The sequence below is a fragment of the [Rhizobium] kunmingense genome (assembly GCF_977018605.1).
Genome location: NZ_CDRNXG010000002.1, coordinates 1 through 23205 on the forward strand (window position 1 = coordinate 1; position 23205 = coordinate 23205).

The window sequence follows — 23205 nt, forward strand, 5'->3', positions numbered from 1 at the left end:
CGTCGGTTATTTGACAATTTAATATGAGAAGAAAAGAGAAACGTGGTCGGCGGGTTTTCGCGGGCTGTTTCGGGGCTTTAGGGTTTTGGAACGGTCTGTTTAGAAGACAAGATGACGGTCACGTTTTGATTAGAGAACGATGGAAACGATTGCAGCGATGCGATTGGTGTACATTTAAAAAGTTCTCGTCGATTCAGAACATAGTGATCAGTCATGATTGAATTCTCAACTTGAGAGTTTGATCCTGGCTCAGAACGAACGCTGGCGGCAGGCTTAACACATGCAAGTCGAGCGGGCCCTTCGGGGTCAGCGGCAGACGGGTGAGTAACACGTGGGAACATACCCTTTTCTACGGAATAACGCAGGGAAACTTGTGCTAATACCGTATACGCCCTTTTGGGGAAAGATTTATCGGAGAAGGATTGGCCCGCGTTGGATTAGCTAGTTGGTGGGGTAAAGGCCTACCAAGGCGACGATCCATAGCTGGTCTGAGAGGATGATCAGCCACATTGGGACTGAGACACGGCCCAAACTCCTACGGGAGGCAGCAGTGGGGAATATTGGACAATGGGCGCAAGCCTGATCCAGCCATGCCGCGTGAGTGATGAAGGCCTTAGGGTTGTAAAGCTCTTTCACCGATGAAGATAATGACGGTAGTCGGAGAAGAAGCCCCGGCTAACTTCGTGCCAGCAGCCGCGGTAATACGAAGGGGGCTAGCGTTGTTCGGAATTACTGGGCGTAAAGCGCACGTAGGCGGATATTTAAGTCAGGGGTGAAATCCCGCAGCTCAACTGCGGAACTGCCTTTGATACTGGGTATCTTGAGTATGGAAGAGGTAAGTGGAATTGCGAGTGTAGAGGTGAAATTCGTAGATATTCGCAGGAACACCAGTGGCGAAGGCGGCTTACTGGTCCATAACTGACGCTGAGGTGCGAAAGCGTGGGGAGCAAACAGGATTAGATACCCTGGTAGTCCACGCCGTAAACGATGAATGTTAGCCGTCGGGCAGTTTACTGTTCGGTGGCGCAGCTAACGCATTAAACATTCCGCCTGGGGAGTACGGTCGCAAGATTAAAACTCAAAGGAATTGACGGGGGCCCGCACAAGCGGTGGAGCATGTGGTTTAATTCGAAGCAACGCGCAGAACCTTACCAGCCCTTGACATGTCCGGCTATCCAGAGAGATCTGGGGTTCCCTTCGGGGACCGGAACACAGGTGCTGCATGGCTGTCGTCAGCTCGTGTCGTGAGATGTTGGGTTAAGTCCCGCAACGAGCGCAACCCTCGCCCTTAGTTGCCAGCATTCAGTTGGGCACTCTAAGGGGACTGCCGGTGATAAGCCGAGAGGAAGGTGGGGATGACGTCAAGTCCTCATGGCCCTTACGGGCTGGGCTACACACGTGCTACAATGGTGGTGACAGTGGGCAGCGAGACCGCGAGGTCGAGCTAATCTCCAAAAGCCATCTCAGTTCGGATTGCACTCTGCAACTCGAGTGCATGAAGTTGGAATCGCTAGTAATCGCGGATCAGCACGCCGCGGTGAATACGTTCCCGGGCCTTGTACACACCGCCCGTCACACCATGGGAGTTGGTTTTACCCGAAGGTAGTGCGCTAACCGCAAGGAGGCAGCTAACCACGGTAGGGTCAGCGACTGGGGTGAAGTCGTAACAAGGTAGCCGTAGGGGAACCTGCGGCTGGATCACCTCCTTTCTAAGGAAGCTGTGGAATTGGTAAGACGCCTGACCTGATCTTCGGATCACCTCAGGATGAACCTTCCCGTGCTTTTTAGAACATAGATGGCGCCAGTCAGGCGACCATCGAAAACGTAATACGCCACGGAATGCTTTTAGCATCGGATGGTATGGCGAAGACCGCCGACTACGTTTCTCTTTCTTCATTAGGATATGTCCTCACGGCGGTGCCGCGATCCGAACGTCGATCTTCGATCGACTTGGATCTCTCGCCTCCGGACGGGGCGCCAGACGACTGGCGACGGCCTCTGGCCTGTATGGGCGAGCGTCATTGACGTGGAGTTCGTAGAGATCGGGCCTGTAGCTCAGTTGGTTAGAGCACACGCTTGATAAGCGTGGGGTCGGAAGTTCAAGTCTTCCCAGGCCCACCATTCTCCTTTTTAAGGCGGTTGGTTTGTTCGATCTTGATCCTCCTGGTGGCGGTGTCATCGGGTGTTGCGATGGTTGGGGCTGTAGCTCAGCTGGGAGAGCACCTGCTTTGCAAGCAGGGGGTCAGCGGTTCGATCCCGCTCAGCTCCACCAATTCGCATTTGGTGTCGAGAGAGTGGAAGACATATCCTTTGAAGAAAATACAAGTTTGCACTGACCTTGTTGGTCGTGTGCCTGTTCTGCAAAAATCGTGAAGAGAAGATTGATCTGGAGGCTTCCAGGTCTGGGATTTACCGCAAGGTAAGCCTGGGTTTGAAGCTGATCCTTATGATGTCGTTGATGGCCTAGCCGGCCGGACACGAAAGAGGGATCGGTGGAGATAGGAAGCTTGTCACTCTGGTCGGTCGTTGTTGGTGTTTTGACCCTTGGGTTATGGCATCTCTGACGACTTATTGATGTCCGTTTGCTAACCGCACGGACCCGGATTTAATCTCGAGAAGCTGGTCTTAAGACAAGACTGCAAGCGGGTCGCTCGGCGTGACCCCGATAAAGCAGGCTTGTCGAACAAGAACACGTCGATGTCGTCATGAGAAGGTCGGGTTGTAAAAGGTAGCCCTTCCGCCGTTCTGGAAACAGAGCGGCTATATTGATGAGCATTGGCAATGAGAACGATTAAGTGTCGTAAGGGCATTTGGTGGATGCCTTGGCATGCACAGGCGAAGAAGGACGTGATACGCTGCGATAAGCTGTGGGGAGCTGCGAATAAGCTTTGATCCATGGATCTCCGAATGGGGCAACCCACCTTAAATACCTAGAAAGTTTAAGCCGTGCTTCGGTACGGTTTAGGTTTCTAGGTATTGTTTATAAGGTATCTTACCTTCGAATACATAGGGGTAAGAAGCGAACTCAGGGAACTGAAACATCTAAGTACCTGAAGGAAAGGACATCAACCGAGACTCCGTAAGTAGTGGCGAGCGAACGCGGACCAGGCCAGTGGCAATGAGGAATAAAGCTGAACAGGTTGGAAAGCCTGGCTATAGTGGGTGATAGCCCCGTAAGCGTAGAACACTCATTGTCCTTGAGTAGGGCGGGACACGTGAAATCCTGTCTGAACATGGGGAGACCACTCTCCAAGCCTAAGTACTCGTGCATGACCGATAGCGAACAAGTACCGTGAGGGAAAGGTGAAAAGCACCCCGACAAGGGGAGTGAAATAGAACCTGAAACCGGATGCCTACAAGCAGTCGGAGGGCGCAAGCCTGACGGCGTACCTTTTGTATAATGGGTCAACGACTTAGTGTAACTAGCAAGCTTAAGCCGGTAGGTGTAGGCGCAGCGAAAGCGAGTCTGAACAGGGCGTTCAGTTAGTTGCATTAGACCCGAAACCGAGTGATCTAGCCATGAGCAGGTTGAAGGTTGGGTAACACCAACTGGAGGACCGAACCCGCATCTGTTGCAATAGATTGGGATGACTTGTGGCTAGGGGTGAAAGGCCAATCAAACTCGGAGATAGCTGGTTCTCCGCGAAATCTATTTAGGTAGAGCGTCGATCGAATACCCCAGGGGGTAGAGCACTGGATGGGCTATGGGGACTCACCGTCTTACTGATCCTAACCAAACTCCGAATACCTGGGAGTACTAATCGGCAGACACACGGCGGGTGCTAACGTCCGTCGTGAAGAGGGCAACAACCCTGACCTCCAGCTAAGGTCCCCAAGTCATGGCTAAGTGGGAAAGGATGTGAGGATCCCAAAACAACCAGGATGTTGGCTTAGAAGCAGCCATCATTTAAAGAAAGCGTAACAGCTCACTGGTCTAAATAAGGGTCTTTGCGCCGAAAATGTAACGGGGCTAAAGCCATGCACCGAAGCTGAGGATACATCGTAAGATGTGTGGTAGCGGAGCGTTCCGTAAGTCTGTGAAGGGGGACCCGTGAGGGCCCCTGGAGATATCGGAAGTGCGAATGTTGACATGAGTAACGACAAAGGGGGTGAGAGACCCCCTCGCCGAAAGACCAAGGGTTCCTGCTTAAAGTTAATCTGAGCAGGGTTAGCCGGCCCCTAAGCTGAGGCAGAAATGCGTAGGTGATGGGAACCACGTTAATATTCGTGGGCCTGGTGGTAGTGACGGATTGCGTAACTTGTAAGGTCTTATTGGATTGATCTTGCAGGGAAGCGGTTCCAGGAAATAGCTCCACCGTATAGACCGTACCCGAAACCGACACAGGTGGTCAGGTAGAGTATACCAAGGCGCTTGAGAGAACTATGCTGAAGGAACTCGGCAAATTGCACGCGTAACTTCGGAAGAAGCGTGACCCTCTTTTACGCAAGTGGAAGAGGGTGGCACAGACCAGGGGGTAGCGACTGTTTATCAAAAACACAGGGCTCTGCGAAGTCGAAAGACGACGTATAGGGTCTGACGCCTGCCCGGTGCTGGAAGGTTAAAAGGAGAGGTGCAAGCTTTGAATTGAAGCCCCAGTAAACGGCGGCCGTAACTATAACGGTCCTAAGGTAGCGAAATTCCTTGTCGGGTAAGTTCCGACCTGCACGAATGGCGTAACGACTTCCCCGCTGTCTCCAGCATAGACTCAGTGAAATTGAATTCCCCGTGAAGATGCGGGGTTCCTGCGGTTAGACGGAAAGACCCCGTGCACCTTTACTATAGCTTTACACTGGCATTCGTGTCGGCATGTGTAGGATAGGTGGTAGGCTTTGAAGCGGGGACGCCAGTCTTCGTGGAGCCATCCTTGAAATACCACCCTTATCGTCATGGATGTCTAACCGCGGTCCGTCATCCGGATCCGGGACAGTGTATGGTGGGTAGTTTGACTGGGGCGGTCGCCTCCGAAAGAGTAACGGAGGCGCGCGATGGTGGGCTCAGACCGGTCGGAAATCGGTCGTCGAGTGCAATGGCATAAGCCCGCCTGACTGCGAGACTGACAAGTCGAGCAGAGACGAAAGTCGGTCATAGTGATCCGGTGGTCCCGCGTGGAAGGGCCATCGCTCAACGGATAAAAGGTACGCCGGGGATAACAGGCTGATGACCCCCAAGAGTCCATATCGACGGGGTTGTTTGGCACCTCGATGTCGGCTCATCGCATCCTGGGGCTGGAGCAGGTCCCAAGGGTTTGGCTGTTCGCCAATTAAAGCGGTACGTGAGCTGGGTTCAGAACGTCGTGAGACAGTTCGGTCCCTATCTGCCGTGGGTGTAGGAATATTGACAGGATCTGTCCCTAGTACGAGAGGACCGGGATGGACATATCTCTGGTGGACCTGTTGTCGTGCCAACGGCATAGCAGGGTAGCTATATATGGAATGGATAACCGCTGAAGGCATCTAAGCGGGAAACCAACCTGAAAACGAGTATTCCCTATCAGGGCCGTGGTAGACGACCACGTTGATAGGAGGCGTGTGGACGTGCAGTAATGCATGAAGCTTAGCCTTACTAATAGCCCGATTGGCTTAATCGTTCCCATTGATCAATGCTCATCCGCCTGCAAACGCAGGCCGTGAGACAAAGACGTGTTCAAATCAATCACTCAAAGAGTGAACCAGCTTCTCTTCACATTGCCCTTAGATGACCTGGTGGTCATGGCGGGGCGGCCGCACCCGTTCCCATTCCGAACACGGCCGTGAAACGCCCCAGCGCCAATGGTACTCCGTCTTAAGACGCGGGAGAGTAGGTCGCTGCCAGGTCTTCTAAAGGCAATGTCCATCGCAAGATGGAAAACAATCTTCTCATAACGAAAACAAACGGCCCCTGGCCAATACCAAAGGGTCGCCCAAAGCGACCCTTCGTCGTTTGCAGGACAATACCGAATAAGGATGGAACCACAGGCTCAGGCCGGTGCCCTCCTTACAGGAGACAAAACCCAAAGGTTTTGCTCCGGCACAAAGCATCACAGCACAGCTGTGACGCTACCGCGCAAGCAAAAGGCTTGCGCTCAACGCGGGGTGGAGCAGCCCGGTAGCTCGTCAGGCTCATAACCTGAAGGCCGCAGGTTCAAATCCTGCCCCCGCAACCAATATTCCCAAAAATAAATCAACGAAGAAATGCTTCCCGGATCCAGATCGAGGCCGGATAAAGCCGCTTTGGAAATCGGATCTGCCTGGAACCTGCCCGGTCGTTTCCCATCGAGCCATCGCCGATGGGCGGTCATGGTCGCCTTCAGTTCGATTCCGATCTCGATCCGCCGTCGAGGCGGCGGTTCAGATGAGGCTCTGGATGCCGGGGCGGAGCTGGTAGCTCGTGCCGCTGATCGCAGCTTCGGAATAGGTCGCGACGAGCTTCCAGCCGCGTTCCCTGGCGAAAGCTTGACCTGTCACTGAAGTTTCATCCGGCTGCGGCAATTATCCCGGCATAGTCTGCCGGGATCTGGTATCCGAGCGATGAATGCGGCCGGAAATTGTTGTAGTCGTCCGTCCATTCCGCAATGGCGCTGCGGGCATGATCGAGGCCAAAAAACAGGCTCTCGTTGAGCAACTCGTCACGCATGCGGCCGTTGAAGCTCTCACATAGCCGTTTTGCATTGGTTTTCCCGGCGCGATATAGTGCCACTGGACCTTTTGATCCTTCGACCAGGCAAGGATGGCATTCGAGGTCAGTTCGGTCCCATTGTCCGAGACAATCATGCCGGGCTTCCCCCGTCGTTCGATCAGTGTCGTCAGTTCTCGCGCGACACGCCGTCCTGATATCGATGTGTCCGGTATCGCCGCCAGGCATTCTCGCGTGACGTCGTCGACCACATTGAGTGTACGGAAGCGCCTGCCGCAGGCGAACTGATCGTGGACGAAATCCAGTGACCAGCGGGCATTGGCCTTGGCTTCGACGAGGATTGGCGCACGCGTGCCGACAGCACGACGCCTGGCTTTCCGCTTGCGCGCGCAGAGACCTTCCTCGCGATAGGGACGGTAGATGCGATTGACACCGGACGGCTCTCCATCTCGTCGAGGCAAGATGAACAATCGACGATAGCCAAACCGGCGGCGCTCATTGGCCAGATCGCGCAGCTTCGCTCGCAACTCGACCTCAGGCGGTCGCGAGGATCGATAGCGGATCGTCTTTCGGTCTGCGGATACGATCTGGCAGGCCCGCCGCTCTGAAAGGCCGATGATGGCCTTCAGGTGCACGACGGCGTCACGCTTGGCGGCAGGCCCTACCATTTTTTTGAAAGAAGCTCGCGGAGTGCGGCTGTGTCCGGCATCTGTTCGGCGAGCAGCTTCTTCAGCTTGGCGTTCTCATCCTCCAGCGCCTTCAGACGCTTGGCCTCAGACACTTCCATGCCGCCGTATTTGGCTTTCCAGTTGTAAAAGGTCGCCTCGGAAATCCTGTGCCTACGGCAAAGATCAGCCGCTTTGGCTCCGGCCTCCTGTTCCTTCAGCACCCCAATGATCTGCCCGTCCGTAAATCGCTGCTTCTTCATAAGTCCGTCCTCAATGGGCCGGACTCTAATCCATCCTGGAGGAAATTCTCAGTGGCAGGTCACCATTCAGGAGGGGTGGCGGTTTCCGGTAGATGATCGAGCTGACCAAGTAAGGCCAGGATATTCTCCTGGATGCGATTGGCGCAATACGCAGCTCGCAGAATTCGGATGTCTTTCGCTGAAAATGACGTGATGCAATGTCGTTCTTGGTCATGCTCATTCCGTTTTTCTCGGCGTTAATGCCGAGGGCGAGCGGGAATAGGAGGCGAGCTTCAAGAAAGGATGTATCAGATTTATGACCGTGCAGAGACAGCCGATTTGACGATCTCCTTTATGCTTCTCGCTTGGAGATTGTGGAACGCTTGTGCGTTGGTCGATGCATAGGGTGATGTCTCTGCTCTTTCGCAGAGGAGGTGAGTCTGATATACCGTAATTCTAAAAAGGTATAACTCGTGTTGGGATCAAGATGAAAAAGATCGATCTCGTCTATCAGACAATGCTGGCGGAGCTGGGACAACGGTCAATGGACGCCGCCTGGACCGCTGACTTTTCACCAGAAGGCCGCTTTCAGCGCGTGGTGGTCAAGGAAAAAAGCTACTGGTACTTCGACATCCCCGATGGTTCTGGTGGTAAATCCCGGCGCTATGTCGGTCCTGCAGAAGATGGTGAGATCACGCGCCGCGTCGAGACACATCAGCGGCAGAAACATGATCTTATAGCACGGCGGCGGATAGTAAGCAGTCTCACTCGTGAAGGCGGGATGATTGCACCGGATACGATGTCAGGAGCGATCGTGGAAGCGCTCGCATCCGGCGGCCTATTCCGGCTCCGTGGTGTGCTCATCGGCACAGTCGCGTTCCAAACCTATGCAGGCTTGCTCGGCGTTCGATTGCCAGCGGCGGCAATTCTGACCGGCGATGCCGATATCGCCCAGGATTACGCCATCTCTCGCGAGGTTGAAGACACGCTTCCTCCCATCGTTGTTCTCCTTCAGAACGTTGATCCAAGTTTTCGGCCGGTCCCCCACCGATCAGGTTCGATTGCCTCGTCCGCCTTCCAGAATGCTACGGGATATCGTGTAGAATTCCTAACTTCGAACCGGGGATCTAATGACTACATCGACCAACCCGCAAGCATGCCCGCTCTTGGTGGCGCGAGTGCGGATCCACTCCGGTTTCTCGATTTCTTGATCAGAGATCCATTACGAACGATTCTGCTGCACAAGAGCGGCGTCCCAGTAACTGTTCCAGACCCTGCCCGATATGCGGTGCATAAAATGATCGTGGCCACGAGACGAAGAACGGACGGGCTGAGTGCGGTTAAACGCGACAAAGATATACGTCAGGCCGAGATCCTTTTCGAAGCTCTTTATGAGACCCGCAGAGCGTCCGATTTTGCGATTGCGTTTGAGGAAGCGTGGCAACGTGGGCCGGCGTGGCAGGAGGCTCTTCGGAAAGCTGCAAACAGCATGCTGTCTGTAGAAGGTCAAGGTGCGCTAAAACGCATCAGGAGACAGGGCAATATCGAGATCGGCTTAAACCCGCCGGAGGACATCCCTTTAGGGGCTTAGAATTCGGTTACGGGTTTACGGATCCAAAATCGCGCATAAGCTTCAAGACTTTGGGGATTCAGCCAGCTTGGCGTAGATTCAAGTCACATCGATAGCGCAGTGAAGCTGGGAAAACACGTCTTTTCGTCGCTAATGAGGGATTTGGACAGGTAGATGAACCTTCGCACCGACTTTTTTTGCTGCGGTGGCTAGGCGTTTATCTCTCGTCCACAAGCTGCACCGCTGGTCCAGGAGTGTAGAAGTCAATAGGTGTGCGTCAGTGTAACCAATCCCCATGCTGAATATCGATTGGCGTTCAATCACAGTCATCACCTCTACATGGGATGCTATCTTATCGTTTATCGCTGAGCTGCGAGAAACGATAAGATAGCATCCCGTTCTCGCAAACTACCCAGACGGCCGCTGCCTTCAAGGCGACCTTCCCGCGGGCGGTGCCCGCCGGCGACATCGGCGATACCGACGTCTATGGCGCGCAACAGCATGCGCCTCTGCTGGATGTCGATATCCCGCTCTAATTCCAATCCGCCAAGCGAGAGGGTTTTCCGACGGGAGCCGGAAACCCTGTCGCCCATACAAGACGATCCAGGGAGGAAAACATGACCACAGATGCACAGCGGATCCTGCGCAATGCCCTCGGCTCCTTCGCCACCGGCGTCACCGTCGTCACCACCCTTGCTGCGGATGGCAGGGAGGTGGGTCGCACGGCAAACAGTTTCAGTTCCGTATCGCTCGACCCGCCGATGATCCTGTGGAGCCTGTCGAAGACGTCCTCCAGTTTCGAGGATTACCGGCAGGCGAAACATTTCGCCGTCCATATCCTGTCGTCCGAACAGAGCGACATTTCCGGCCTGTTCGCCAGCAAGACGGAAGACAAGTTCGAGGGACTGACGGTCGAGAGGGGTGAGGATGGAATTCCGCTGCTGAAGGACTGTGCCGCCCGGTTCGAATGCCGTACGGCTTACCAATATGAGGGCGGCGATCATATCATCTTCGTCGGCGAGATTACCGGCTTTGCCCATTCCGGCACGCCGCCGCTGGTTTTTCATGGGGGGCAATATGGTCGCCTGATCCGCCATGTCGGCGAAAGCGCCTCTTTTGAGAAGAACGACAGCAGTCTCTCGCCGGACGATTTCATCTACCAGATCTCACGCGTCTTCTATCAGATCCGGTCGAATGCGGTTGTGGAGAGGCGCAGGCGCGGCTGGAGCGGCGCCGATTATGCGGTGCTGACGCTGCTCGGTCACGAAGATGGCCGCGTGCTCGACGACATCCGCGAGATCGGCCGGTCGCGGGGTGACGAAATTACCGATGCAACGATCGTCAAGCTTCAATCGCTCGGGCTCATCAAGGTGGAAGACGGTGGGTCGCCGCGCGCCTATCTGGCGCCCGACGGACGACAGGCGATGATCGAGATCGTTGCCATGCTGAAGGTGGCGGAAGCTGAATGCCTGGCGCTGCTCGATGAGAACGAGGTCTGGGTGCTGAAGCAGTTGCTGAACCGGCTTGCGACATCGAGCAACACCGGATGGCCGCCTTTGCGGCAGCAGGTGGCAAGATCGGCTTGACGTCGAAATAGGACGATATGAGGCTTGCATGGGCGCCGCTGCGGATGCGAGCTTTCGGGATGATCCGCGACTGCGCGGATTTTGGGAGAGAGACATGAAGATCAGAGCCGCGACGCTGCGCGAAATGGGCGCCAGCATGCCTTATTTCGAAAGCAGGCCGCTGGAGATTGCCGAACTGGATCTGGGCCGGCCAGGGCCGGGAGAGGTGCTGGTGCGCATCCGGGCTGCGGGGCTCTGCCACTCGGATCTTTCCGTCATCAACGGCAGCCGGCCACGGCCGATGCCGATGGCGATCGGCCATGAAGCGGCGGGCGAGGTGATCGAGCTCGGCGAAGGGGTCGATGATCTCGATGTCGGCGATCATGTCGTGCTGACTTTCGTGCCGAGCTGCGGCCATTGCCTGCCCTGTGCTGAAGGCCGTCCGGCGCTCTGCGAGCCGGGGGCGGCTGCCAATGGCCGGGGCACACTGCTTTCCGGCGCCATCCGACTTCGATACCGTGGCGAAGCGGTGCATCACCATATCGGCTGCTCGGCCTTTGCCGAACACGCGGTCGTCTCCCGCCGCTCGATCGTCAGGGTCGACAAGGATCTGCCGTTTAATGAAGCTGCGCTTTTCGGCTGCGCGGTGCTGACGGGGGTCGGTGCGGTGGTGAATACGGCCAAGGTGCAGGCGGGGCAGACAACCGTGGTGATCGGCCTCGGTGGTGTCGGTCTGGCAGCTCTTATCGGGGCGATCTCGGCCGGTGCGGCGCAGGTGATTGCCGTCGATCTATCGGACGACAAGCTGGCGATCGCCCGCGAACTTGGCGCGACCGCGACCGTCAATGCTCGGGATGCGGACGCCATTGAGCAGGTTCGGCAACTCACCGATGGCGGTGCCGATTTCGCCTTCGAATTCGCCGGTTCGGAAAAGGCGCTGGAGACCGCCTACAAAATGACCCGGCGTGGCGGCACGACGGTGACGGCAGGCTTGCCTGCACCAACCGCCGCGATGCCGCTCAATATCGTCAGCCTCGTCGCGGAAGAGCGGACGGTGAAGGGCAGCTATATCGGCACCTGCGTGCCCGTTCGTGACATTCCTCGCTTTGCGGCGCTTTACAAGGCGGGCCGTCTGCCGGTGAACAGGCTCTTGAGTGGTACGATCGGGCTGGATGAGATCAATGAGGGCTTCGACCGGCTGCACAGGGGAGAGGTCATCAGGTTGGTGGTCGAGATGTGAAGGTCGTTTCTCTCGGCCAAATTGTACAAGCGCATCATGCGCTCAGGTCGTCCCGCGACCAACGTCTTACGCGGGGAAATACTGCAGCACAGCCGGTCTCGTGCCGCGCTCCTATGACCCCCTCAAAAATTGAAACTTCCCGAGAATAGGCCCTCGCGGCCAGCGGGAGCGAGGCCAGGTAATCGGGGTCCTCATAACATGCTCTTGCCGTCTCGTAGCTTTCAAACCGCAGAATGAACTGGCGCGGGAATTTTTCTCCTTCGACCGTCGCCACCCGGCCGCGGCCCGCGATGATCTCGGCGCCGTAGCGCTTCGCGATGCTTGCGAAGATATCGTTGTAGGCTTTGAGTGCCTCGTTATCCGTAACCTCGCCACCTCTGACAATCCAGTAACCCGACATCCTGTTTCCCCGTGTTGAAGCGGTCCCTCTCAGGGTGACGGGACCGCGGTCTGTCTTGTTCCAGATCACACAGATCGAGTAATGCCGCCATCTACCCGCAGATTCTGGCCGGTAATGTAGCCGGCGCCTTCCGAGACGAGGAAGGAGATGGTGGCCGCCACTTCCGCACTGGTGCCGTAGCGTTTCATCGGGACGCTGTCGCGGCGCTCTTCCGTCGACGGCAGACTGTCGATCCAGCCCGGCAGCACGTTGTTGAGGCGGATGCCTTCACCGGCATAGGTATCGGCATAGATCTTGGAATAGGCAGCAAGCCCGGCGCGGAATACCGCGGAGGTCGGGAACATCGAGGATGGTTCGAATGCCCAGGCGGTGGAGATGTTGACGATCGCACCGGACTTCTGAGCCTGCATGATTGGCGTGACCAGCCGTACGGGGCGGATGACGTTCATCAGGTAGACGTCGAGGCCGGTGTGCCACTGTTCGTCGGTGATCTCGACGATCTGGGCGCGAGGGCCATGGCCGGCGCTGTTGACCAGAGCGTCGACGCGACCCCATTTCTCCATCGTGGTGTCGACCAGTCGCTTGAGGTCGTCGTTGGACTGGTTGGAGCCCGTGACCCCTATGCCGCCAAGTTCCCCGGCAAGCGCTTCGCCTTTACCGGACGACGAGAGGATAGCCACCTTGAAGCCATCGGCGGCCAGACGTCGAGCCGCTGCCGCCCCCATGCCACTGCCGCCCGCGGTGATGATTGCAACTTTTTCTACAGTCATTGACAGTCCCTTTTCTTCCGCGACATCCGATTGCCGAATTTCCAACACGACGGTATCGTTATTTCTCAATGGGAACGAGAGAGTTCTCGTCACCTATCTCAGTAGAAAAACTATCGTATCATGGACGTATTAGGCAGACTCCCGTCGCTCAACGGCCTCAAGGCTTTCGAAGCCGCGGCGCGGCATCTCAATTTCCGGCTTGCCGCCGAAGAGCTTGGGGTGACGCAGGGTGCGGTCGCCCAGCAGGTTCGCGGGCTGGAGGCGGAGCTCGGCGTCGCATTGTTCGAACGCCTGCCACGAACGCTGGCGCTGACAGGTGAAGGGCGGAGCTACATTGCGGATATCCGGCGCGCCCTCGAAATCATCTCGCAGGCGACCACGGAGCTTCGGCCGCAGCCTGTGAAACTGACGATCAGCACGACGCCGACGTTTGCGTCCAAATGGCTGATCCCGAAACTGCCCGATTTCACGGCTCGACATCCGAAGCTCGATCTTCATATTCTGGCGACGGACCGGGTATCGAACTTCCAGCTGGATGGTGTCGATCTTGCGGTTCGATACGGTCGCCCTCCGTTCGGACCTGGACTGGCGCATCAGCTGCTATTCGAGCAGGAAATCATCGCAGTCTGTAGTCCTCACCTGCTTTCGGATCTGGGCGCACCCGGCACTGCCGAGCAACTCGCCCTTTATACGCTTCTCCATGACGCGCACAATTTCTGGCCCGAATTCGTGGAATTGCAATTTGGCCGTCGCGAACAGACGACGTTCAGGGGGATCAGTTTCAGCCAGACATCGCACGCGATAGAGGCCGCGATCGCCGGGCAGGGCATCGTTCTTGCCAACCGTGATTTTGTCGCGCGCGACCTCGTCGACGGGCGTCTCGTGCGCGCGCTCGACGGGGCCCTGCGTGGGCCGTCCGACTTCTATCTGGTGTGGCCACGCTATCGGAAGTCGGACGCGCTCGATGCGGTTCGGATCTGGATCACAGCCGAGACATGAGCCGCATGCCCAGGCTCCAGGCCGAGATCAGATCGCGATACCCCGCACTGCATCAGCCAGCGGATCCAACGCTGCCATGTCCTGCTCCGTCAGCGTGATTGCCGCTGCGCTGACGTTTTCCTGCAGGCGGCTTCGTTTCCGCGTGCCCGGAATGGGAACGGTTTTCACATTCAGCCTTCGGGACTGGGTATAGAGCCATGCAAGTGCAAGCTGGGCCGGCGTAATGCCTTTGGCAGACGCGAGGTCTTCGATCCTGGCGACCAGCCGCATGTTCGCTTCGCGGTTTTCCGCGGAGAAACGGGGGAAATTCTGACGTGCGTCGTTACCGGTCAATGCGCCCGCAAATGCCTGCCCGGTCAGCATTCCGCGACCGAGCGGCGAATAGGGCACCATCGTCACGCCAAGTTCTGCTGCCGCCGGCACCACATTCCCTTCTATGTCGCGCGTGAAAATCGACCATTCCGATTGCAGCGCCGCAATCGGATGAATGGCGTGCGCGGCTCGTAATTCCGATGCGCTGACCGCCGAAAGACCGAGCCATTTCACTTTTCCCGCCGCCACCAAGTCTGTCATCGCCCCGACGGACTCTTCGAGGGGCACGGCGTCGATCCGACGGTGCATGTAATAGAGGTCGATCATATCGACACCGAGCCGCTTGAGCGAGCGATCGACAGCAGCGCGGATGAACTCCGGACGGTTGTCGATATTCCAGTCGTTGGGATTTTCCGGGCTGCGCGTGTAGCCGAACTTCGTCGCGATGACGACCCTGTCGCGGTTGGCTGTAATGAAAGGCGCAAGAAATTCCTCGTTCGCGCCGACACCATACATGTCGGCAGTATCGAACATCGTCACGCCGAACTCGAGGGCTTGTCCGAGTGTTGCGCGGGTTTCGACCTCGTCCGTTTCTCCGTAAAATTCGCTCATTCCCATGCATCCCAGTCCTTGGGCGCCGATCAGAGGGCCATCCCGGCCGAGCTGGACTTGAGGCATGCTAGTCATCCGGCTTGTCATATCGCGTCTCCATATTTCGACAAGCATGCCTTATAAGTATTGAGTGCAGTCCATGGTCAAGGATAGAGAATGCTGATTTCGGAATTTGCAAAAGCGACCGGGCTTCCGATCGATACGATCCGCTTCTACATCACCAAAGGGCTGCTGAAGCCTGAGCGCAGCACCAAGGGCGGCTCGAACCCATACCAGATGTTCAATCCCGATGACGTCACGACGGCACGAATGATCCGCCTCCAGCAGACGCTTGGATATTCGTTGGCGGAGATCCTGGCACTTAACGATGAATATCGCGCCGGGGCGCATTCGCCGGAACGCACGATAGAGGTTTTGAGGATGCAGATCGAAAGGCTGGAAGAAAGACAGGCCGCGCTGAGTGCGGCACTGTCCTTCCTTCGCGGCAAGGTGGGCTGGATCAAGGCCGGCAAGCCGGATGATGCGCCGCGCCTTGAAGATTATCAGTGCTGACCGGATCGAAATTCTTCCCGTCCATGTTCTTCTAAGATCGGCTTTTCGTATGCGAGCCCTGCTCGCCTGTGCTTCAAAGGTTGCTGATAGGCGGCCGGAAGTCAGTTGAGTGCCGCCGATCCAGGCAAGCCTGCTCGGGCGTGAGGTTTCAATGGGTGCGGGCACTCGTCATCGGCAGCTGCCCTGGTTTCCATTGAAAGCGTGTGGCCTGTCTTTTTGATCAGTTCAGCTGGTATGTTGTAGCTGCGTCGTCCGGGGGCTTTCGTTCCTGGGGGAAAAGAAGAGGAAGGCGATCCCGCCTGCGAGCGTGGAGGTTGTCGCAGCCAGAGCGATAACGCCGATATAGCCAAATGACGCCGCAAGGTTGAGTGCCAGTGCCCCCGAGGCAAAGCCGACAAAGCTGTAGAGGCTGTATTGGGCAGTGAAGTCCGTTCCCGCCGAGTTGGGATCGCATCTGTCCATCATCACGGTCATCATCACGGTCGCCAGCGGATTATAAATGAGGAAGACCGCCAGAAGGCCCGGCAAAATCTGAGATGTCGAGCCGGAGCCGGTTGCCAACGGCATTATTGCAAGGATTGCGGCGGCTTGGGCAAAGGCTGCGGCGATGATCATCCGGCGCCGGCCGAAACGTTGGACAAGCCAGCCCATGACAAATACAGCGCCGAGGCCTACGAGCGATCCGGCGATGTTGATGGTGAAGCCCACTTCGTCGGTGGACCACCCGATATCGACCAGCATGGGGGTGAGCAGGCCGAAGGTCATGCCGATCCCGATGGGCAATGTCAGCATGGTGACGATCCACCGACCGGTTCCGGGCTTTCTCCAGAAGCGCCAAAGCTGGGAATAGCCGATCGACCCGATTTTCAGGTCTTCATCGTCGGGTTCCGTCAACATGAAGACCTGGATGAGGGCGATGCCGAGCAGCGCTGCCATCAGCATGAAACATGCCTGCCAGCCCACCTGCTCGAAAATCATCAGCGTCGCGCCGCCGCCGAGCATGATGCCGATCAGACCGCCGGCGACCTGAACGCTATTGCCCCAGCTGCGCTTGTCAGGCGGCAGAAGCTTGATCGTCAGCGCATCGGTGGCGATGTCCTGAGTTGCGGCGAATAGGGTCAGCAGAAGGCTCAGGACAATAAGCTGGCTCAGATTATCGTTGCCGCCTATCTGGCCGATCACCAGAAGCAGCACGATCATCACGCTTTGCGTGATGATCAGCCATCCTCGGTAACGGCCCAGCTGCGAAAACGAAAACCTGTCCACGGCGGGCGCCCAGAACACCTTAAGCACCCAGACAAAGCCCAGAAGATAGAGCGCGCCGATCTCCTCCAGCGATCGGCCCTCGCTGCGCAGGATTGCCGGAAGCCCCATGAAGAAAAAGGCGACAGGCAGGAACTGCGTCACGTAGAGGCTGGCAATCAGGCACCAATGGGCAGGTTTCATTGAGGCATTCCAGTTGTTGTTGTGGGGCTGGTTACTAGAGGATGGCGTTTCGGCATCAGAACTTGACCGTCATGCCGAGGCCGAGGGTGCGTCCGCGCGAGACGACGACCGATTCCACGCCCGTGGTCATGAACGCACCCTGCTGATCCAGGAGATCGCCGACCAGATTCTCGCCGAAGACGTAGAATTCGGTGTCGTTTACCTTCAACCCGACGCGGGCATCGACCACATGCTGCGGGTCCAGCTCGAATGCATTGGCCGTATCGCCTTCACGCTTTCCCACATAACGATAGCCAAGATAGGTAGAAAGCTGCGCGGGCGTCTCGAATGCTGCGATATCTATGTCGGTGAGGTAGGTGAGGGACGCATTCGCAGACCAGAGCGGGACGTTGGGAACGCGGTTGCCCACTTCTGCCGCGAGTACGCCGTCGGCGGGAATGCCGGTGATCTCGGAGCCGGTGATCGTCACACCGGTCGACAGCGTCAGGCCCGAAAGAAGCTCCTGGCGAACTTCCAGTTCGGCGCCATAGGTCTGCAGGCTGAAATTCTCGATCGGGAAGGTGGCGGTCGCTGCGTCATAGCCAAAGATCGCCTCGTCCTTCACGTCGTTGAAGAAGCCTGCGATCCTGAGCGACGTTCCGGTCTCGACGAAGTCAGCCTTGTAGCCGATCTCGTAGGCCCAGATCGACGTCTCGTCATAGCCCTCTTCCGGAAGGCCGATCGTGGCATTGCCGGTGAAACGGGGGTAGCCGCCCGCCTTGGTGCCGCGGCTGACCGTGCCGTAGACGAGGCTGTCGTCGGTCGGCTTGTAGCTCAGCGAGACGCGGCCGGAGAGCATGTTGAAATCACGATCGTCATCCTGCGAATAGCCGGCTACCGAACCGGGGAAGCCGTTTCCGGTATAGATCGCGTCTATCCCCTTGCGCTCATAGGTGTAACGAAGTCCGCCGCCGATCTCGAAGCGCTCGGCGAAAGGCTGGGCGATATCGGCGAAGATCGCGGCGGATGTGGAGGTCAGGTTGACGTCGCGCGTCCCGTTGACGGATGCGGCCGTGCTCGACGTGCCTGTGACGTTTTCGGTGAAGTCGTTGTAGGACAGGACGCCGCCTACGACCCAGCGGGTATCGGCGCCGTCGAGCGATTGCAGCCGCACCTCCTGATAGAACTGGCTTTCCCGCTGATCGGTGACATTCACGTCACCATCAAAGGTGTAGAAAGCCGGGGGAATCGAGAGGCCGAAGGCCCCATAGGTGGCGCTGTTGACGTAACCGTCGGAATTGTCCGTCCAGTTGTAGATGTCGTAATAGGTGAAGCCGGTTGTTGTCTTGAGCGCGAATGTATCGAATTCATGTGAGACGTTGAGCGTCGTATAGGAAAGGTCGCGCTTGAATTCCGGCGTCTGCTGATAGGCATTGCTGTCCCTCAACAGGTACGGATAGCCGGTATCGCCGCTATAACGGTCATAGCCGGTGCTCAAGTGGACTTCCGTGCTGTCACCCGGCGTCCATAACAACTGTCCCTTGAAAGCGCCGAGCCCGAAGCCGCCGATGTCGCCCTGGCCCGGATGGTCGTTGTCCACATAGCCGCCGCGATGAAGATAACGGGCAGCGAAGCGTCCGCTCAGCTCTTCGTTGAGTGCGCCGCCGAGGATGAACTCACCCTTGCGATAGCCCTCCGTGCCAACCTCGGTGGTGATCTGTCGAATGGTTTCGTCGCTTGGCAATTCGCTCTTGATGTTGATCGCGCCGCCGGTGGAGTTTCGGCCGTAAAGCGTGCCCTGCGGACCGCGCAGCACTTCGATCTGGCCAACATCGAGAAGCTGTCCGGTACCACCGAAGGCGGGCAGAGGCACACCGTCGACGATCGTCGGTGCGGTGCTGTTGTCCGGCGACAGCATGGTCGAGAGCGTGCCGACGCCGCGAACGATCGGCTGGGCAGTGCGCGGATCGTCGCCGTAATTGGGCATCTGCAGGCCGACGACATGGCCGGAAAGATCCTGCACCTCGCTGATCCGCTCGCTGGCGATTTCGTCGGCCGTCACGGGTGTGACGGCGACCGGCACTTCGACAACACGTTCGCCATAACGGCGGGCGTCGATGACGATGGGCTCAAGCGTGGTGTCGTCGCTCGTGTTCGCCTCCTGGGCGAGCGCCGAATGGGTACTCAGCAGCACAAGGCACAACAGGGCGGTTCCCGAGAGGAGACGTTTTCGACCATGTCTGGATACCGCAGGTCCCCGAGCCGAAAGGATAGGTTGCCCACAATTGGCCGTGCCGGTCATGCCCGGTGTAAACATTCTTCACTCTCCGAAAATGGCGAACGGCGGGTCACTTCAAGACCGGCCAGCCCGCGTTCCTTGACGATGCAAGGTTATTCCAGCGGCGGACGGGCAGGCCATATGGGGGGTCTATGGCAGGAGACAGATCGCTTATGACGACGGATAAATCCTGCGGCTTCCGGTGCTTCCGGGCGATCGGCCGAAATATTTCTGGAACGCGGCGGAGAAGTTGCTGGCATGGCTGTAGCCGGTGAAATGGGCCGCCTGCGTCACGGTCCAGCCCTCAAGCTCGATACCCGATTGTGCGGTGTCCATCCGCACGTCATGCAGAAAGGCGAAGACCGACTGATCGTAAACCTGACGGAATTTGGTCTTCAGGCCGGAAACACTGACGCCGGCCTCCCTGGCGAGAGACTGCAGGCTGTGCGGCGCGCCCGGTTCGTCGATGATCCGCTGCCGGACCTTTGCCATGCGCTTGCGGTCAACTTCCCTGGCCGTACTTGGGAAGCGTTCTCCAGCATCGCCGATCGACTGGATGGTTCGTGCAACGAGTTCCAAAGCATAGCTCTCGATCAATAGACGTCCGACAGTGCCGGTGATGTTCTCGCTGAAGAGCTGTTGGGAGAGGGCGTTCACCCGCTTGTTGGTGCCGAGCGATATCATCTCGCTCGACCTGACACGTCGCTCGACAAACTCGGCCAGGGTTTCATCGAAGATCGCACCGGGCCGCAATTGCATCAGGATGGACTTGCTGCAATGGCCGGCGATATATCGTCCTTCCGTCTGCGCCTCGTCGGAAAAACTGAAGAGGGCGGCTTCGCCTGGCTGCAGTATCACCTTTTCCCGACCGCTCCCCGCATTGACTTCAGAGGGGCGGCCTTCGAGCGAAATCACCAGGCTGAGAGATCGAGGAAAGACGACCGCATGGTCGCTGTCGCGCAAGGCCCTGATATTGGCCGTGGACAGGTTGATGCCGGAACTCATCGCCCGTGTGTGCAGGTGTCCGTCGAAGAGGCGTGGTTCCTCTTCGCCTGCGGGTTCGGCCACGGCCAATGAATACCGGTCGCAGAACAGCATCGACGCTGCTGAAAATTCCGCTGCGGATACCGTCTGGCCGCTTGCGGCCCTTCGTTCGTGGAAATGCGGCATGACCTACCCGTCGCCCCTGCGATCCGCCTCATGTTCGCGAACCCTGTTAAAGAATTGATACGTCTGCTCACGCTTCAGTGCAATAAACATGATTATTTTAATCCAGATTAATGGACGGCTTTTTGGCTGCAGGCATAGGCGAAGGGGCTGCTGGCATAGGCATGCCGGGTCGCCTCGCTATCCAGCGATCCGCTAAAACCCTTCGGTGTCGGACATTGTTGTGCGGGGAAGTGGATGTCTCAGGTGAGATCGGGCGGTGAGAACGTTTCTGGCGGGGTTGTTTCCGATCCCGCCTCCAAGGGTATGCTCTCGGCTGCATCCGCGAAAATTATCATGATTGCGACCGTTCTGCTTTGCTCCGCGGCGCTTTGGAACGGGCCGGCTTTCGATATCGGTGAGGTCGGGTGGTTCGCGGCCTTTTTGCTGGCCATGGTGATCAGGGCGCCGCATTCGAGGCGAAATGCCGGAAATGCCATTGCTTCATCCTTTGCCGATGCGCGGGATATGGTCGTCTTTCCTCTGTTGCTGACCGTAATGGTCCTGCCGCTTTCCCATCTGGCAGGATGGCGGCCCTCAGGACTGGATTATCGGCTGCCATCCGGCTTGACCTATCTGGGGCTTGCGATGCAGCTTCCCTATCTCTGGATCTTTTATCGCTCGCATGCGGACCTCACCCGCAACTGGAGCCCCGGCCTTGAAATAAGACTTGGCCATGAACTGGTGACAGGGGGCATCTACCGGCATATTCGCCATCCGATGTATGTCGCCGTCGCGATCTCGGCGATCGCGCAGCCGCTTCTGCTGCAGAACTGGCTTGCCGGGCCGCCTGCGATGCTTGCGGCCTTGCTGTTTCTGGCGATCCGCGTCCCGGCTGAGGAGCGGATGATGGAACGCCATTTCGGCGCCGGCTATCTGTCCTATCGCGCAGTAACCGGGCATTTCTTTCCACGACGGCGCAAAGGCCGTCTCTCATGACTGCCGCAGGGCCAGACTATCTGGCGAGCTTCCGGTTGATCTCGCGTTTTCTCGACGGCTCGCGCCTGCTTCTCGGCAGCGCTCTGCTTGCCGCCGTCGTTGCCGCCTTCTGTGAACTCCTTCCGATCTGGCTCCTGACCGAAGTGATCGGCATGACGCTCGATGGCAGCCTTGCGTCCGGGGGCAGTCTCTTCATGGCTGTGCTCATGCTGGGCGGAACTGCTGCCTGCTTCATCGCGACGGGCATGGCCGCCATCCTTGGCCATCTGGCCGCGTTTCGGTCTATCCTCCGCATGCGGGTCACCATTGTCGAGCATATGGCGCGTGTTCCGCTCGGTCTTCTCGAAAGATATCGCAAGGGCGATGCGAAGCGTCTCGTCATAGATGATCCGGACGGGTTGGAAGGCCTCTTCGCACACGGGATACCTGACGCGCTGGGGGCATTCTGTCTTCTGGTGGCAATCTCGATCTGGTTACTCGCTGTCGACTGGCTGGTCGCATTGAGCGCGATGCTTCCCGCCTTTGCCGGACTCGGTGCGCTGGCAATCGCCATGCGACGTTCGGCAAAGCTTGCCGCGGCATTTCAGGCTGCCAGCATGAGGATGAACGCATCCATCGTGGAAATGCTCGGCGGGATCGCGGTGCTGAAGATCTTCAGGGGAGGGGTGGGAACCGGTGCCGCAAGGGATGCCGTAAGGGCACACACGCGTGCGGAAACGGCCATGTCCGTCGATTACATTCCGTTCGGTGCGATCTTCACCACCCTGATTGCGGCCAATGTCGCCTTCATCCTGCCGATCGGTCTAATGCGGATACACCAGCGTGTTATCGAGCCGGCTGACCTGCTCTTCGCCATCGCTCTTGGAACAGCCTACAGTCCACCGCTGCTGAAACTGTTCGCCCAGTTTCACCGGTTTGCCTCGGTCAGTCTGAGCGCGACACTGGCAGCCGATCTTCTCGCCGTCGCGCCGCAACATGATTCCGGCGAGATGCATGAGCTCATGCGATCGGATGTGGCATTCGAGCACGTCCATTTCGCATATGGAGGCACGCCCGTTCTTCGGAACATCACGTTTACCGCACCACAGGGACAGATGACCGCGCTTGTCGGTCCGTCGGGCGCAGGCAAGACGACGATCGCCAGTCTCGTGCCGCGTCTGCTCGATATCGCCTCTGGCGCCATTAGCATAGGCGGTGTCGACATAAGGAGGCTCGGTCTCAGGCAATTGCAGGATACGGTGGCGCTGCTGCCGCAGGACGCATTTCTGTTCAACGATACGCTGCTGGAAAACCTTCGTATCGGAAAACCTGAAGCGAGCCAGGCCCAGGTCGAGGCGGCTCTACGCGCGGCGCAGCTTGAGGCGTTCGTCGATCGGCTGCCGGACGGCTTGTCGACGCGGCTGGGTCGGGGAGGGGTGACGCCGTCCGGAGGCGAGAGGCAGCGGATCGCGATCGCAAGACTCATTTTGAAGGACGCCCCGATCGTCGTCCTCGACGAGGCCACCGCGCTCCTCGATACCGACAATGAGGCCGCGCTGATGAAAGCGATCGATGCGCTGGTGGAAAGCCGCACGGTTCTGATCATCGCTCACCGGCTGAATACCGTTCGTAACGCGGCCAATATTCTGGTGGTCGATCAGGGGCAGATCCACGAGCAGGGCACGCATGATGCGTTGCTTGCCCGGAACGCGCTCTACGCCCGTCTGTGGGAGACGGGGTCTGCCACGGTTGACCCACAGATCACCAAACTTGGCGGCAAAGTCTGATCGGATGATGCAACCGGAGCAGTCTCGATCATCGGTGATCCTATCGCTTGC

15 protein-coding genes, 3 tRNA genes, 3 rRNA genes and 2 pseudogenes are annotated in these 23205 nt (G+C 57.8%); 14 read left to right on the plus strand and 9 right to left on the minus strand.

Translation table 11 applies throughout. The features are described from left to right. Positions 1-226: 226 nt before the first annotated feature. From AC0JZ4_RS18265 to AC0JZ4_RS18290, 6 genes are all read left to right on the plus strand, one after another. A 16S ribosomal RNA gene (locus tag AC0JZ4_RS18265) occupies positions 227-1709 on the plus strand. A 335-nt stretch (positions 1710-2044) separates the two neighbouring features. Further along, positions 2045-2121 (plus strand) — tRNA-Ile (locus AC0JZ4_RS18270). A gap of 75 nt (positions 2122-2196) precedes the next feature. Continuing rightward, a tRNA-Ala gene (locus tag AC0JZ4_RS18275) sits at positions 2197-2272 on the plus strand. Between the two features lie 517 nt (positions 2273-2789). Then, positions 2790-5588: ribosomal RNA gene (locus tag AC0JZ4_RS18280) — 23S ribosomal RNA — on the plus strand. Between the two features lie 111 nt (positions 5589-5699). After that, positions 5700-5814, plus strand: a 5S ribosomal RNA gene (gene rrf, locus AC0JZ4_RS18285). The 16S, 23S and 5S rRNA genes sit together here with 3 tRNA genes alongside, the layout of an rRNA operon. A 252-nt stretch (positions 5815-6066) precedes the next feature. Next, positions 6067-6143 (plus strand) — tRNA-Met (locus AC0JZ4_RS18290). Between the two features lie 308 nt (positions 6144-6451). On the opposite strand, the pseudogene AC0JZ4_RS18295 reads toward AC0JZ4_RS18290, so the two are convergent. Next, positions 6452-7541, minus strand: a pseudogene (locus AC0JZ4_RS18295) (IS3 family transposase). 466 nt (positions 7542-8007) lie between these two features. On the opposite strand from AC0JZ4_RS18295, the gene AC0JZ4_RS18300 reads away from it, so the two are divergent. Further along, on the plus strand, positions 8008-9111 hold the full coding sequence (locus AC0JZ4_RS18300) for a nucleotidyltransferase family protein (protein WP_471887942.1): 1104 nt from the start codon (positions 8008-8010) through the stop codon (positions 9109-9111). A 129-nt stretch (positions 9112-9240) separates the two neighbouring features. On the opposite strand, the pseudogene AC0JZ4_RS18305 reads toward AC0JZ4_RS18300, so the two are convergent. Continuing rightward, positions 9241-9518 (minus strand): annotated as a pseudogene (locus tag AC0JZ4_RS18305) (type II toxin-antitoxin system VapC family toxin); the annotation flags it as partial. A gap of 24 nt (positions 9519-9542) precedes the next feature. Here AC0JZ4_RS18305 and AC0JZ4_RS18310 point away from each other — a divergent pair. The 3 genes from AC0JZ4_RS18310 to AC0JZ4_RS18320 all read left to right on the plus strand — a co-directional run bounded on the left by AC0JZ4_RS18310 (position 9543) and on the right by AC0JZ4_RS18320 (position 11895). Then, entirely contained in the window at positions 9543-9626 is an 84-nt protein-coding gene (locus tag AC0JZ4_RS18310) for a DUF4387 family protein (RefSeq protein ID WP_471889025.1), read from the plus strand. An 81-nt stretch (positions 9627-9707) separates the two neighbouring features. Continuing rightward, the gene (locus AC0JZ4_RS18315; RefSeq protein WP_471887943.1) at positions 9708-10676 is read left to right on the plus strand and encodes a flavin reductase; all 969 of its coding nucleotides are present in this window, start codon (positions 9708-9710) and stop codon (positions 10674-10676) included. 94 nt (positions 10677-10770) lie between these two features. Next, on the plus strand, positions 10771-11895 hold the full coding sequence (locus AC0JZ4_RS18320; protein WP_471887944.1) for a zinc-dependent alcohol dehydrogenase family protein: 1125 nt from the start codon (positions 10771-10773) through the stop codon (positions 11893-11895). 34 nt (positions 11896-11929) lie between these two features. On the opposite strand, the gene AC0JZ4_RS18325 is transcribed toward AC0JZ4_RS18320, so the two are convergent. Next, positions 11930-12295 (minus strand): DUF1330 domain-containing protein, encoded by a 366-nt coding sequence (locus AC0JZ4_RS18325; RefSeq protein ID WP_471887945.1) that lies wholly within the window; start codon positions 12293-12295, stop codon positions 11930-11932. Between the two features lie 65 nt (positions 12296-12360). Further along, positions 12361-13065: an SDR family oxidoreductase gene (locus AC0JZ4_RS18330; RefSeq protein WP_471887946.1), complete on the minus strand. Its 705-nt coding sequence runs from the start codon at positions 13063-13065 to the stop codon at positions 12361-12363. Between the two features lie 120 nt (positions 13066-13185). On the opposite strand from AC0JZ4_RS18330, the gene AC0JZ4_RS18335 reads away from it, so the two are divergent. Continuing rightward, complete coding sequence (locus AC0JZ4_RS18335) at positions 13186-14064, plus strand: LysR substrate-binding domain-containing protein (protein WP_471887947.1); 879 nt, start codon at positions 13186-13188, stop codon at positions 14062-14064. Positions 14065-14091: 27 nt separating this feature from the next. Here the strand turns inward: AC0JZ4_RS18335 and AC0JZ4_RS18340 are convergent, their stop codons facing one another. Continuing rightward, a complete protein-coding gene (locus AC0JZ4_RS18340; protein ID WP_471887948.1) occupies positions 14092-15102 on the minus strand; it encodes an aldo/keto reductase in 1011 nt (336 codons plus the stop codon). 42 nt (positions 15103-15144) lie between these two features. On the opposite strand from AC0JZ4_RS18340, the gene AC0JZ4_RS18345 reads away from it, so the two are divergent. Beyond that, on the plus strand, positions 15145-15540 hold the full coding sequence (locus AC0JZ4_RS18345; RefSeq protein ID WP_471887949.1) for a MerR family transcriptional regulator: 396 nt from the start codon (positions 15145-15147) through the stop codon (positions 15538-15540). 225 nt (positions 15541-15765) lie between these two features. Here AC0JZ4_RS18345 and AC0JZ4_RS18350 read toward each other — a convergent pair whose 3' ends face one another. The 4 genes from AC0JZ4_RS18350 to AC0JZ4_RS18365 form a co-directional block, all read right to left on the minus strand. Beyond that, positions 15766-16986 carry an MFS transporter gene (locus tag AC0JZ4_RS18350; protein WP_471887950.1) on the minus strand — a complete coding sequence of 407 codons (1221 nt, stop codon included), beginning with the start codon at positions 16984-16986 and terminating at the stop codon, positions 15766-15768. 55 nt (positions 16987-17041) lie between these two features. Then, positions 17042-19159: a TonB-dependent receptor gene (locus AC0JZ4_RS18355; protein ID WP_471889026.1), complete on the minus strand. Its 2118-nt coding sequence runs from the start codon at positions 19157-19159 to the stop codon at positions 17042-17044. A gap of 255 nt (positions 19160-19414) precedes the next feature. Further along, on the minus strand, positions 19415-20413 hold the full coding sequence (locus AC0JZ4_RS18360; RefSeq protein WP_471887951.1) for a helix-turn-helix transcriptional regulator: 999 nt from the start codon (positions 20411-20413) through the stop codon (positions 19415-19417). 239 nt (positions 20414-20652) lie between these two features. Further along, positions 20653-20889, minus strand: coding sequence for a hypothetical protein (locus AC0JZ4_RS18365; protein WP_471889090.1), 237 nt, complete (start codon positions 20887-20889; stop codon positions 20653-20655). On the opposite strand from AC0JZ4_RS18365, the gene AC0JZ4_RS18370 reads away from it, so the two are divergent. Beyond that, complete coding sequence (locus AC0JZ4_RS18370; RefSeq protein WP_471889027.1) at positions 20843-21388, plus strand: protein-S-isoprenylcysteine O-methyltransferase; 546 nt, start codon at positions 20843-20845, stop codon at positions 21386-21388. The two genes, AC0JZ4_RS18365 and AC0JZ4_RS18370, sit on opposite strands and share 47 nt — an antisense overlap. Next, entirely contained in the window at positions 21385-23154 is a 1770-nt protein-coding gene (locus tag AC0JZ4_RS18375; RefSeq protein ID WP_471887952.1) for an ABC transporter ATP-binding protein, read from the plus strand. The genes AC0JZ4_RS18370 and AC0JZ4_RS18375 overlap by 4 nt, the downstream gene beginning before the upstream one ends. Positions 23155-23205 lie beyond the last annotated feature (51 nt).

Coding starts and splice junctions, on each gene's coding strand:
- AC0JZ4_RS18300 (WP_471887942.1), top strand. CDS start 8,008: ATGAAAAAGATCGATCTCGTCTATCAGACAATGCTGGCGGAGCTGGGA.
- AC0JZ4_RS18315 (WP_471887943.1), top strand. CDS start 9,708: ATGACCACAGATGCACAGCGGATCCTGCGCAATGCCCTCGGCTCCTTC.
- AC0JZ4_RS18320 (WP_471887944.1), top strand. CDS start 10,771: ATGAAGATCAGAGCCGCGACGCTGCGCGAAATGGGCGCCAGCATGCCT.
- AC0JZ4_RS18325 (WP_471887945.1), bottom strand. CDS start 12,295: ATGTCGGGTTACTGGATTGTCAGAGGTGGCGAGGTTACGGATAACGAG.
- AC0JZ4_RS18330 (WP_471887946.1), bottom strand. CDS start 13,065: ATGACTGTAGAAAAAGTTGCAATCATCACCGCGGGCGGCAGTGGCATG.
- AC0JZ4_RS18335 (WP_471887947.1), top strand. CDS start 13,186: ATGGACGTATTAGGCAGACTCCCGTCGCTCAACGGCCTCAAGGCTTTC.
- AC0JZ4_RS18340 (WP_471887948.1), bottom strand. CDS start 15,102: ATGCTTGTCGAAATATGGAGACGCGATATGACAAGCCGGATGACTAGC.
- AC0JZ4_RS18345 (WP_471887949.1), top strand. CDS start 15,145: ATGCTGATTTCGGAATTTGCAAAAGCGACCGGGCTTCCGATCGATACG.
- AC0JZ4_RS18350 (WP_471887950.1), bottom strand. CDS start 16,986: ATGAAACCTGCCCATTGGTGCCTGATTGCCAGCCTCTACGTGACGCAG.
- AC0JZ4_RS18360 (WP_471887951.1), bottom strand. CDS start 20,413: ATGCCGCATTTCCACGAACGAAGGGCCGCAAGCGGCCAGACGGTATCC.
- AC0JZ4_RS18370 (WP_471889027.1), top strand. CDS start 20,843: ATGGTGATCAGGGCGCCGCATTCGAGGCGAAATGCCGGAAATGCCATT.
- AC0JZ4_RS18365 (WP_471889090.1), bottom strand. CDS start 20,889: ATGGCATTTCCGGCATTTCGCCTCGAATGCGGCGCCCTGATCACCATG.
- AC0JZ4_RS18375 (WP_471887952.1), top strand. CDS start 21,385: ATGACTGCCGCAGGGCCAGACTATCTGGCGAGCTTCCGGTTGATCTCG.